Raw genomic sequence first — 10,051 nt, 5'->3', positions numbered from 1 at the left:
GGCATCCCTCACAAGCAGAAGGTCTACCCGGCCAACGTTGCCCTGATCTTCCCGGTCGCCGGTCGCGGGCGACCGCGCAAGAACCATGTCCCCGATGTCCCATCTCGCCCGGCGCAGGAGATACTTGAGAAGGCGAAGTAGCAGGCCGTGAGCTGGCGGCGCGGCACGAAAGGCAAGCTCTCAGCCCGGTTCGCTGCCATGCGTGTCCGTGTCGCCGACGGACCGCCGCAGCGCATTGGCAATCCTGGCCAGCAGCATCTGCCCGGCGAGGAGGTCTGGCTGGTCGGCGAGCACCGTTCCACCGGCGAGCGCAAATACTACCTCAGCAACCTGCGGCCGACACACCGCTCAAGAAACTGGCCGGGGCCATCAAGGCCCGTTGGGTCTGTGAGCAAGCCCATCAGCAGCTCAAGGAAGAGTTGGGCCTTGACCACTTCGAGGGCCGATCATGGCAGGGCCTGCACCGACATGCGCTCATGACCATGATCGCGTTCGCCTTCCTGCAAGCCCGACGCCTGAAGGCAGCGGATCGGAAAAAAGGGCCCCAGCTCCCCCGCCACAACTGAGCTTACCAGCTATCAGGCAGACGATCTTGATCCAGCTCAGTCAGCCGCCGCCCAACTGTCCCCACTGCCGTAGGAAGTGGCGAAAAATGCTCAACAGACTTCTGCCAAAGTAGTGATAGGTCACATACCCATGAAGTGTTTCCCTTTCCGGTCTTTCCGTGATTCTCTTTTTGCATGCGAGGGCGGGGAAGATGGCGCGTTTTGACCTGACGGATTTCGAGTGGGGAGTGATCCAGCCGTTGCTGCCGACCAAGGTGCGCGGGGTGAAGCGGGTGGATGACCGGCGGGTGCTGAACGGGATCTTCTGGCGGCTGAGGACCGGGGCGCCCTGGGCGGACATTCCAGCGCGCCATGGCCCCCGCACCCCATGCGTGAACTGCTTCAACCGCTGGCGGCGGGCGGGCCATTCGGCGCATATTCTGCACGCTGTATCAGAGGCTTACCATGGTGACATCCAGATGATCGACGCGTCTTCGTTCCGGGTTCACCACCATGCCGCCAACGGTCAAAAAAACATCTCCGATCCCGTTGCATGGGTCGCCCAGGCGGCGGGCTGACCACCAAGATCCATGCTCTGATGCTCTCGGTCGCCCGATCCGCCTGAAACTGACCGAAGGTCAGGCGCATGACGGCCGGTGCGCGGCGGATATGCTGGAGGGCATCGGCACCAGCCAGACCCTGCTGGCCAACCGGGGCTATGACAGCGATGGCCCGCATCGCAGCCTTGCCGCGCGCGGGGCCGGAACCTGCATCCGGCTGATGCCGACGCGAAAGCGCCGTCCGGCTTTCGATCCGATCCTCTATCAACAAAGAAACAGGATCGAGCGGTTCTTCAACAAGCTCAAACATTTCCGCGCCGTCGCAGCCCGCTATGACAAGCGCGACGACAACTTCATCCCCTCCGTCCAACTCGCAGCTCTGCGCATCTGGTTGCGGACATATGAGGCGGTGACCTAGACCATCGCCGCCAGCGCCGGCGGCCTTGGCCCGCCCGTGGCCCAGTCGAGCAGCTCGACCGTATGGACCACCGGCACGCCGGTGCCCGAGCCGATCTGCATCATGCAGCCGATATTGCCGGCGCTGATGACCTGGGGGGTCAGCGCCTCCAGCGTCTCGACCTTGCGACGCTTCAACTCGGCCGAGATCGCCGGCTGCATCAGGTTGTAGGTGCCTGCCGAACCGCAGCAGATATGCGCGTCCTTCGGCTCCAGCACGGTGAAGCCGGCGGCGGCCAGAAGCTCCTTGGGCGTCGCGCGGATCTGCTGGCCGTGCTGCAACGAGCAGGCGGCGTGATAGCCGACGCGCAGCGGCTCGGCATAGCCGGGCTCGCGCAGGCCCAGGTCGGCCATGACCTCGGTGATGTCCTTGGCCAGCGCGGCCACCCGCGCCGCATCCTCGGCCAGCGGGTCATGCGCGAACATATGGCCGTAATCCTTGACCGTGGTGCCGCAGCCCGAGGTGTTGATGACCACCGCGTCCAGCCCCTCGCCCGCGACCTCGCTCATCAGCGCGCGGATATTGGCGGCGGCCATGGCGTGGCTTTCGACGGTCTTGCCCATGTGATGGGTCAGCGCGCCGCAGCAGCCGATCCCGCGCGGGATCACCACCTCGCAGCCATGCCGGCGCAAGAGGCGGATGGTCGCGTCATTGATGTCGGTGTTCAGCGCCCGTTGCGCGCAGCCGATCAGCAGTGCCACCCGCTTGCGGCGCGGCCCCTCGGCGGCAAAGACCTGCGGGCGGTCGTTCAGGCTGGGCGGCGGGATGTCGCGGGGCGCCATGTCCAGCATCGCCCGCAGCCGCGCATCCGGCACCAGCCGCCGAAACGGTCGCGCCAGCTTCGCGCCCATCAGCGTCAGCCGGAAGCGCCCCGGATAGGGCAGGATCCGTGCCAAGAGCCAGCGCAGCGCCCGCTCGCCCAAGGGGCGGCGATAGGTCTTTTCGATGTATTCGCGGGCGTGATCGACCAGGTGCATGTAATGCACGCCCGAGGGGCAGGTGGTCATGCAGGACAGGCAGGAAAGGCAGCGGTCGATATGGCCGACGGTCTTGGCGTCGGGAACCTTGCCGTTTTCCAGCATGTCCTTGATCAGGTAGATGCGGCCGCGCGGGCTGTCCAGCTCGTCACCCAGCACCTTGTAGGTCGGGCAGGTCGCGGTGCAGAAGCCGCAATGGACGCAGCTGCGCAGGATCTCGTTGGCGCGGGCCGTGCCGGGGTCGGCCAGTTGTTCGGCGGTGAAATTGGTCTGCATGTCAGCGATCCATCAGGCCGGAATTGAGGATGCCGGCGGGGTCGAACCTTTGGCGCAGCCCGGCCGAGAGCCGGGCGACGGCCGGGGCCTCCGGCGGGAAGGCCGGGCCGGTCAGCCCGCCGCGCCGGACCAGCGTGGCATGAAGGGCCACTTGCCGCACCGCCTGCGGACTGCCCGGCCCGCAATACCAGACCAGCCCGCCGCCCCAGTCGAGCGAGGCCTCGCCCCCCAGCGCCTGCAAGGCCCGCGCCGTGGCCGGTGCGTCGCTGGGTTTGACCAGCACCCGCCAGAGCGGCGCGTCCGCGCCGGCGAAATGCGCCAGGTCGCGCAGCTCGCGCCACAGGTCCACGGTGGCGGCATCGTCCAGCAGCTCGGCCTCGCGCGGTGCCAGCAGCGCAAGCAGCCGGTCGCGCCGATAGCCCAATTGCGGCCCCAGCCCCTCGATCCGCAGCCAGGCCGAGCCGTCGCGGAAAGCAGCGCCCGAGACCTCGAAAGGGGTCGCCAGCGCGGCCGAGAAGATCGCCACCGCCTCCTCGACCGTGACACCGTGAAAGCCCAGCGTGCAGCGGTCGGGCAGGTGCGGCAGGGTCTTCAGCGCCACCTCGGTCAGCACGCCCAGCGTGCCATGCGCGCCGCAAAGCAGCTTGCCCAGGTCAAGGCCCGTGACGTTCTTCATCACCCTTCCGCCGTTCTTCAGCACCCTTCCCTGCCCGTCCACGAAGCGCACGCCCAACAGATGGTCGCGGCAGGCCCCGGCCAGCAGCCGGCGCGGGCCGCTGGCATTGGCCGCGACCACGCCGCCGATGGTCGGCGTGCCGCCCTGGCCCAGCACGCCGCGCATGTCGGCGGGCTCGAAGGCCAGCGCCTGGCCCTCGGCGGCCAGCATCGCCTGGATCTCGTCCAAGGGCGTGCCGGCACGGGCGATCAGCGTCATCTCGCCCGGCTCGTAGGTCACGACACCCGAGATCGCGGCGGTCGAAAGGGTATCGCCCGGCAGATGACCGGTTTCGACCCGGGTGCCGCCACCGGTGATGCGCAAGGGCTGGCAGGTGGCGAAACGCTCGGCGATCAGGGCGCCAAGCTCGGCCTCGCTGGCGGGGGAAAGTCCCGCGCGGCTGGGATTGTCGGGGGTCATCGGGCGGCTGCCTCCTCGCGCCAGGGCTGGCTGGCGTCCAGCGGAAAGACCTTGGCCGGATTGAGCAGCCAGCGCGGGTCGAAAGCGTCCTTGACCGCCATCTGGATCTCCAGGTCGGGGCCGTCATACTGCTTGGTCATCAGGTCGCGCTTTTCGATGCCCACGCCATGCTCGCCGGTCAGGCAGCCGCCGACATCGACGCAAAGCCGCAGGATGTCGTTGCCGAAGGCCTCGGCGCGTTCCAGATCGCCGGGCTTGTTGGCGTTGAACAAGATCAGCGGGTGCATGTTGCCGTCGCCGGCATGGAAGACGTTCGCGACTTCCAGCCCGTGCTGGCGCGAAAGTTCCCCGATCATCTTCAGCGTATAGGGCAGCTGCCCCACCGGCACCGTGCCGTCCAGGCAGATGTAATCGCCCAACCGGCCCATGGCGCCAAAGGCCGACTTGCGGCCCTTCCAGATCGCCATCGCCTCATCGGCATTGCGGCTTTCGCGGAATTCGACCGGGTTCAGCGCATCGGCGATCTCGCGGATGCGGGCGATCTGGTGGTCGATCTCGGCGGGCGAGCCCTCGACCTCGACGATCAGCACCGCGGCGCAATCGGGATAGCCGGCATGGGCGAAGGCCTCGACTGCGCGCAGGCAGACATCGTCCATGTATTCGATGGCGACCGGCAGCACGCCCGAGCGGATGATCCGCGCCACGCATTCCCCCGCCACCTCGGCGCCGTCGAAGCCGATCAGCACCGGGCGCGCGCCCTCGGGCCGCGGCAGGATGCGCAGGGTGGCCTCGGTCACGATGCCGAGCTGGCCTTCCGAGCCGCAGAGGAGCCCCATCAGGTCCAGGCCCGTCGGCCCCATTTCCGGCCCGCCCAGTTCGACCACCTCGCCGGTGGGCAGCACCACGGTGGCGCCCATCAGGTTGTTGGTGGTCACGCCGTATTTCAGGCAATGCGCCCCGCCCGAGTTCATCGCGATATTGCCGGCGATGGTGCAGGCCAGTTGCGAGGACGGGTCGGGCGCATAGAAGAAGCCCTGTGGCTCCAGCTCGGCGCTGACCGACAGGTTGGTCACGCCGGTCTGCACGCGGATGAAGCGGTTTTGGGTGTCGATCTCCAGCACCTCGCGCAGGCGCAGGGTGGCGATGATGACCGAATCCGCCGTGGGCAGCGCGCCCCCGGCCAGCGAGGTTCCCGCGCCGCGCGGCACCACCGGCACCCGCATCTCGTGGCAGATGCGCATGGCGGCCGCGACCTCGGCCGTCGTGCGCGGCAGCACCACGGCCAGCGGCGGACAGCGATAGGCGGTCAGCGCGTCGCATTCATAGGCGCGCGTCTCCTCGGGGTCCCAGATCACTGCATCCTCGGGCAGCACCTCCCGCAGGGCGGCGACGATCTGCGGCGCGCGCGCAAGAATGCCCGCATCGGGCCGGGGCATGGCGATACCGGACAAGCTCTCCTCCCTTGGTCAAACGGCAGGCCCGTCTCCTGCCCTGCATTCTTGGTATAATTTTCAGACCATACTAGTCAATCGGTATTTTTCTGGACCACCGCGCCCGTCCCGTGCTTACATGGCAGGGATCCGACAACTGCATGAGCGCCCATGACCAACGCTTCCGTGAAATCCGAACGCGCCGCCGAGGCCGTGGCCCAGCATCTCGAATCGCTGATCCTGGAGGGCTCGCTGCGCCCCGACGAACGCCTGCTGCCCGAGCGCGAGCTGGCCGAGCGGCTGAACGTCTCGCGTTCGACCCTGCGCGACGGGTTGAAGATCCTGGAGGAACGCGGGCTGCTGACCAGCGCCGGCGGGCGCGGCAGCCGGGTGGCGGCCCTGGGCCAGGCCGCGATCACCGACCCGCTGATCGCCATGCTGGTGCGCCATGCCGAGGCGGCGGACGACTATCTGGAGTTTCGCGGCATCGTCGAAAGCGCGGCCGCGGCGCTGGCCTCGCAGCGGGCGACCGAGGTGGAACTGGCGCGCCTCCGCGATTGCCTGGACCGCATGGACCGCGCCCATGTCCGCGCCGATACCGAGGAAGAGGCCGAGGCGGATGCCGAATTGCACCTGCTGATCTATGAGGCCAGCCACAACCTGACGCTGCTCCAGATCATGCAGGCGCTGGCCGGGGTCTTGCGCTCGGACGTGATCCAGAACCGCAGCCGGCTGTTTGCCGTGCCGGCCATCCGCGAGTTGTTGCGCCAGCAGCACCGCGCCATTGCCGAGGCGATCCTTGCCCGCGACGCGGAAGCCGCGCGGCAGGCGGCGGGCGAACATATCGGCTATCTGCGCCAGGCCAGCCGCGAGATCCGCGAGGCCGAGGCGCGGCTGGACCTGTCGCTGCGCCGGCTGAACGGCGGCGGGGCGGGCACGCGCGCGGCCGGGACGAAATCCGCCCCGGCCGCCGAGGGCTAGAGAGGGCTAGCCGGCAAGGAAAAGGCCGGGACGGTGCCCGGCCTTTCGATCCCAGGTCAGTCCAGGCTGACGTTTGCGTCGCGGACCACCGGCTCCCATTTCGCCATCTCGGCCTTGACGTGCTCGGCCAGTTCCTCGGGCGTCGAGGCGACGATGGTGGCCGAGAACTCCTTCATCCGCTCGGCCACCGCCGGATCGGCCATGGCGGTCAGCGCGGCCTTGTTCAGCGCCTCGATGGCCTCGGGCGGCGTGCCGGCAGGGGCGAAAAGCGCGTTCCAAGTATAGGTCTCGTATCCCGGCAGGGTCTCGGCGATGGCGGGAACGTCGGGGAAGCTGGGCGCGCGTTCCGCCGTGGTCACGCCAAGCGCCCGCAGCTTGCCCGAGGCGATATGGCCGGAGGCCGAAGGCAGGTTGTCGAAGATGATCGGCACCTGGTTGCCCAGCACATCGGTCAGCGCCGGCCCCGAGCCCTTGTAGGGGATATGGGTCAGGTCGATCCCGGCCATGGCCTTGAACAGCTCGCCCGACAGGTGCAGCGGCGTGCCGTTGCCGGAGGAGGCATAGGCCAGCGGCTCGGACTTGGACAGGTCGATCAGTTCCTGCACGGTGTTGACCGGCAGTTCCGGGTTCACCGCCAGCACGTTCGGCACCAGCACCAGCAGCGAGACCGGGGCGAAATCCTCGACCGGGTCATAGGGTTTCTGCTTCAGGATCAGCGGGTTCAGCGCATGGGTGGCGACCGTGGCCATCAGGATCGTGTAGCCGTCCGGCTCGGCCTTGGCGACCTGGGCCGCGCCCAGGCTGCCGCCGGCGCCGCCGACATTCTGCACGATGACCTGCTGGCCCAGTTCCTGGCTCATGCGGTCGGCGACGATGCGGCCGACCACATCGGTCGAGCCGCCGGCGGCGAAGGGGATCACCAGGGTGATCGGCCGGTCCGGATAGTCGGCAGCGGCGGCGCCCGCGAGGCCAAGCGCCACGGCGGCGCCCAGAAGCAGGCGGCGGGTGATGGATGCGGTCATGGTTTCCTCTCTGTTGACTGTCTCAGGCATCGCTTTCGGTAAAGACCTCGTCCCGGCGCTTGCGGATCTGCGGCAGGAAGACCAGCACCAGCACGACCAACGACAGCCCCAGCAGGGTGGCGCTGATCGGGCGGGTCAGGAAGGTCATGGGATCGCCCCGCGACAGGATCATCGCCCGGCGCAGGTTCTCCTCGAGCAGCGGGCCGAGCACGAAGCCCAGCAGCAGGGGCGCCGGCTCGCAGCGCAGCTTGGACATGACATAGCCCAGAAGCCCGAAGAAGGCGACGGCATAGAGGTCATAGGTGTTCGAGGCCACCGAATAGACCCCGATCGAGCACATCGCCATGATGATCGGGAACAGCACGTAATAGGGCACCGTCAGCAGCCTGACCCACAGCCCGATCAGCGGCAGGTTCAGGATCACCAGCATCAGGTTGCCGATCCACATGCTGGCGATGATGCCCCAGAACAGCGCCGGCTGTTCGCTGACCACGTTCGGCCCCGGCACGATGCCCTGGATGATCATCGCGCCGATCATCAGCGCCATGACCGGGTTCGCCGGGATGCCCAGCGTCAGCAGCGGGATGAACGAGGTCTGCGCCCCGGCATTGTTGGCGCTTTCCGGGCCGGCGACGCCGGCCAGCGCCCCCTTGCCGAACTCCTGCGGCCGGTCCGAGACCTTCTTCTCGACCGTGTAGGAGGCGAAGCTGGCCAGGATCGCGCCGCCGCCCGGCAGGATGCCCAGGACCGAGCCGATGCCGGTGCCGCGCAGGACCGGGCCGATCATCTGCCTGAATTCCTCGCGGGTGGGGAACAGGCGGCTGATGTTCTTGGTCATCACCTCGCGGTCATGCTCGTCCTCGAGGTTGCGCAGGATCTCGGCGATGCCGAAGACGCCCACGGCGACGGCGACGAAGTTCAGCCCGTCGGCATATTGGGTGATGCCCAGGGTAAAGCGCGGCGCGCCCGTATAGATGTCGGTCCCGACGATGCCCAGCAGCAGGCCCAGCACCACCATGGCCAGCGCCTTCAGGACCGAACCGTGCGCCAGCGCCACCGACATGACCAGCCCCATGACCATCAGGCTGAAATACTCGGCCGCGCCGAATTTCAGCGCCACTGCTGTCAGCGGCGGGGCAAAGATCGCGACCAGGAAGGTGGCGACGGTCCCGGCAAAGAACGACCCCAGCGCCGCCGTGGCCAGCGCCGTGCCCGCGCGGCCCTTGCGCGCCATCTGGTAGCCGTCGATGGCGGTGACGGCGGACGAGCTTTCGCCCGGCATGTTGATCAGGATCGCCGTGGTCGAACCGCCATATTGCGCGCCGTAATAGATCCCCGCCAGCATGATGAGCGAGCTGACCGGCTCGAGCTGGAAGGTGATCGGCAGCAGCATGGCGATGGTCGCCGTGGCGCCGATGCCCGGCAGCACCCCGATCAGCGTGCCCAGAAGCACCCCGATCAGGCAGAAGGCCAGGTTCGCCAGCGACGAGGCGACCGAGAAGCCAAGCGCGAGATTGCTGAGCAGATCCATGCCGCCCCCTTTCTAGAACTGGACCCAGGGGCCGAAGCGCCGGAACGGCAGGCCGAGCCCATAGCTGAAGATCAGCGTGGACAGGATCGTCACCGCCACCGCCAGGATCAGCGCCGCCAGCGGCCGCATCCGCATCGAGGCCTGCGAGGCGATCAGCGTGGTCAGGAACAGCGCCGGCACGAAGCCGAGGCCGCGCACGGTCAGGCCGAAGAAGATCGGCGCCGGCAGGATGAACAGGATGCCGCGCCAGGCGACCTTGCCGAAGGGCTCGTCATCCTCGCGGCCGAAGGCACGCAAGAACACGATCAGCCCCAGCAGGAACAGGATCCCCGACAGCACCATCGGGAAATAGCCGGGCCCCATGCGCAGCGAGGTGCCGATTTCCAGCCCCATCGTCTGCCAGCCGAAAAATCCCGCCGCCGCCATCAAGAGCAGCCCGGCGGCGATGTCGGTCCCGTCCTTGGGTTTCGTGGACATGTGTTTCCCCCCTGCTTTGCAGCCGGCCCCGCCGCGCATCGCGGGCGGCGGGGCCTGCCGGTTCAGTCGGCGTAGACGCCCGCGGCCTCGATCACCGGCTTCCAGCGGGCGATCTCGGCCTCGAGCTTGGCCTGAAGCGCCGCGGGCGTCGCGTCCTCGGCCGGCGAGGGCGCGGTGCCGAGGTCGGCCATGGCCTTCACGACCCCCTCGTCGGCCAGCGCCGATTGCAGCGATTGCGACAGCCGCTCGTTCACCTCGGCCGGCGTGCCCTTGGGCGTATAGATGCCGTGCCAGATCGAGACGTCGAAGCCTTCGAGCCCGCTTTCCATCGCCGTGGGCAGGTCCGGGAACAGCTCCAGCCGCTCGGGCGTGGTCACGGCATAGGCCTTGATCGTGCCGCCCTTGATCTGCTGCGTGGTGTTGGTGGTCTGGTCGCACATGATGTCGGTCTGCCCGCCCAGCAGGTCGGTCATCGCCGGGCCGGTGCCCTTGTAGGGGACCGTCACCAGCGGCGCCTCGAGCGCCGACATCAGCATCATGCCGCACAGATGCGAGGCCGAGCCGATGCCGGCATTGGCCAGCGTCAGGTTGTCCGCGTTGTCCTTGACGTAGGAGATGAAGGCGGTGAAGTCGTCCGGCTCGAAGTCCTTGCGGGCGACG

General features: G+C 68.0%; 8 protein-coding genes and 2 pseudogenes. 3 read left to right on the top strand and 7 right to left on the bottom strand.

The window, feature by feature from the left end:
* A pseudogene (locus AQY21_RS27695) lies at positions 1–548 on the top strand (transposase); the annotation flags it as partial.
* A 209-nt stretch (positions 549–757) separates the two neighbouring features.
* Positions 758–1,523: pseudogene (locus AQY21_RS27690) on the top strand (IS5 family transposase).
* Here the strand turns inward: AQY21_RS27690 and glcF are convergent.
* Genes glcF through AQY21_RS07555 form a run of 3 tightly spaced genes read right to left on the bottom strand, consistent with a single transcriptional unit; the run spans position 1,520 to position 5,392 of the window.
* Positions 1,520–2,815 (bottom strand): glycolate oxidase subunit GlcF, encoded by a 1,296-nt coding sequence (glcF, locus tag AQY21_RS07565; protein ID WP_058097108.1) that lies wholly within the window; start codon positions 2,813–2,815, stop codon positions 1,520–1,522. The pseudogene AQY21_RS27690 and the gene glcF overlap by 4 nt on opposite strands.
* Before the next feature lies 1 nt (position 2,816).
* Positions 2,817–3,950, bottom strand: a complete 1,134-nt coding sequence (locus AQY21_RS07560; RefSeq protein ID WP_058097107.1) for an FAD-binding protein — start codon at positions 3,948–3,950, stop codon at positions 2,817–2,819.
* Positions 3,947–5,392 (bottom strand): FAD-linked oxidase C-terminal domain-containing protein, encoded by a 1,446-nt coding sequence (locus tag AQY21_RS07555; protein WP_203416439.1) that lies wholly within the window; start codon positions 5,390–5,392, stop codon positions 3,947–3,949. Before AQY21_RS07555 ends, AQY21_RS07560 begins: the two co-directional genes overlap by 4 nt.
* 159 nt (positions 5,393–5,551) lie before the next feature.
* Here AQY21_RS07555 and AQY21_RS07550 point away from each other — a divergent pair, with 159 nt between their 5' ends.
* The gene (locus AQY21_RS07550; RefSeq protein WP_058097105.1) at positions 5,552–6,361 is read left to right on the top strand and encodes a FadR/GntR family transcriptional regulator; all 810 of its coding nucleotides are present in this window, start codon (positions 5,552–5,554) and stop codon (positions 6,359–6,361) included.
* A gap of 56 nt (positions 6,362–6,417) precedes the next feature.
* Here the strand turns inward: AQY21_RS07550 and AQY21_RS07545 are convergent, their stop codons facing one another.
* The 4 genes from AQY21_RS07545 to AQY21_RS07530 all read right to left on the bottom strand — a co-directional run.
* The gene (locus AQY21_RS07545; protein WP_058097104.1) at positions 6,418–7,383 is read right to left on the bottom strand and encodes a tripartite tricarboxylate transporter substrate binding protein; all 966 of its coding nucleotides are present in this window, start codon (positions 7,381–7,383) and stop codon (positions 6,418–6,420) included.
* Positions 7,384–7,405: 22 nt separating this feature from the next.
* Positions 7,406–8,914: a tripartite tricarboxylate transporter permease gene (locus tag AQY21_RS07540; RefSeq protein ID WP_058097103.1), complete on the bottom strand. Its 1,509-nt coding sequence runs from the start codon at positions 8,912–8,914 to the stop codon at positions 7,406–7,408.
* Positions 8,915–8,926: 12 nt separating this feature from the next.
* Entirely contained in the window at positions 8,927–9,391 is a 465-nt protein-coding gene (locus tag AQY21_RS07535) for a tripartite tricarboxylate transporter TctB family protein (protein ID WP_058097102.1), read from the bottom strand.
* Between the two features lie 62 nt (positions 9,392–9,453).
* On the bottom strand, positions 9,454–10,051 hold a 598-nt coding region (locus AQY21_RS07530; RefSeq protein WP_255374796.1), incomplete at its 5' end, for a tripartite tricarboxylate transporter substrate-binding protein.

Origin of the sequence: Paracoccus sp. MKU1 (assembly GCF_001447385.1) — a bacterium.
Classification (GTDB): domain Bacteria; phylum Pseudomonadota; class Alphaproteobacteria; order Rhodobacterales; family Rhodobacteraceae; genus Paracoccus.
The sequence above is the reverse complement of the archived record's forward strand: the minus strand, read 5'-3'. Positions and strand labels throughout refer to the sequence as shown.

Bases quoted from the DNA above. Each gene is read 5' to 3' on its own strand.
- glcF (WP_058097108.1), bottom strand. From the start codon at position 2,815: ATGCAGACCAATTTCACCGCCGAACAACTGGCCGACCCCGGCACGGCC.
- AQY21_RS07560 (WP_058097107.1), bottom strand. From the start codon at position 3,950: ATGACCCCCGACAATCCCAGCCGCGCGGGACTTTCCCCCGCCAGCGAG.
- AQY21_RS07550 (WP_058097105.1), top strand. From the start codon at position 5,552: ATGACCAACGCTTCCGTGAAATCCGAACGCGCCGCCGAGGCCGTGGCC.
- AQY21_RS07545 (WP_058097104.1), bottom strand. From the start codon at position 7,383: ATGACCGCATCCATCACCCGCCGCCTGCTTCTGGGCGCCGCCGTGGCG.
- AQY21_RS07540 (WP_058097103.1), bottom strand. From the start codon at position 8,914: ATGGATCTGCTCAGCAATCTCGCGCTTGGCTTCTCGGTCGCCTCGTCG.
- AQY21_RS07535 (WP_058097102.1), bottom strand. From the start codon at position 9,391: ATGTCCACGAAACCCAAGGACGGGACCGACATCGCCGCCGGGCTGCTC.